Consider the following 499-nt stretch of genomic DNA (forward strand, 5'->3'; position numbering starts at 1 on the left):
TCATTCCCCATTTGGTCGTTGGCCATTGCGTGTTCTTGTTCTGCTTCTGGTTATGACTGTGCGAAAGACCGTGGCTTTTAAGCTCATGCGGTTTGTCGATGTGATGCGGTGTGTGTCTGTCAGCTGGTTGACGGTTTCGGCAGTGCTATCGATCGTGACAGTTTTCGGCAAGGTCGTTGGCGGTTTCAGGGCTTTTTGCGCTGAGTGTTATGGTTGAATGGGGATGTGATCAGCCGCTTTCAGTTTGGTATCTGGAACGCAAAAACCCCTGTACGTTCGGTACAGGGGTTTTTTTCGTATTTGGCTTTGGTTGCGGGGGCAGGATTTGAACCTGCGGCCTTCAGGTTATGAGCCTGACGAGCTACCGGGCTGCTCCACCCCGCGTTATGTTTGGGTTGTTTGTTGTTGTGAGAAGATTGACGATGAGTGTGTTGCGTTTTGCAGACCTGGCAGCGACCTACTCTCCCGCGTCTTAAGACGAAGTACCATCGGCGCTGGG

Annotated in this window: 1 tRNA gene; it reads right to left on the reverse strand. The window is 52.1% G+C overall.

Annotated elements, in window-relative coordinates:
• Positions 1-307: 307 nt before the first annotated feature.
• Positions 308-384 (reverse strand) — tRNA-Met (locus tag IFT84_RS21275).
• Between the last annotated feature and the right edge of the window lie 115 nt (positions 385-499).

The organism is Rhizobium sp. CFBP 8762 (assembly GCF_014841565.1).
Taxonomy (GTDB): Bacteria; Pseudomonadota; Alphaproteobacteria; order Rhizobiales; family Rhizobiaceae; genus CFBP-8762.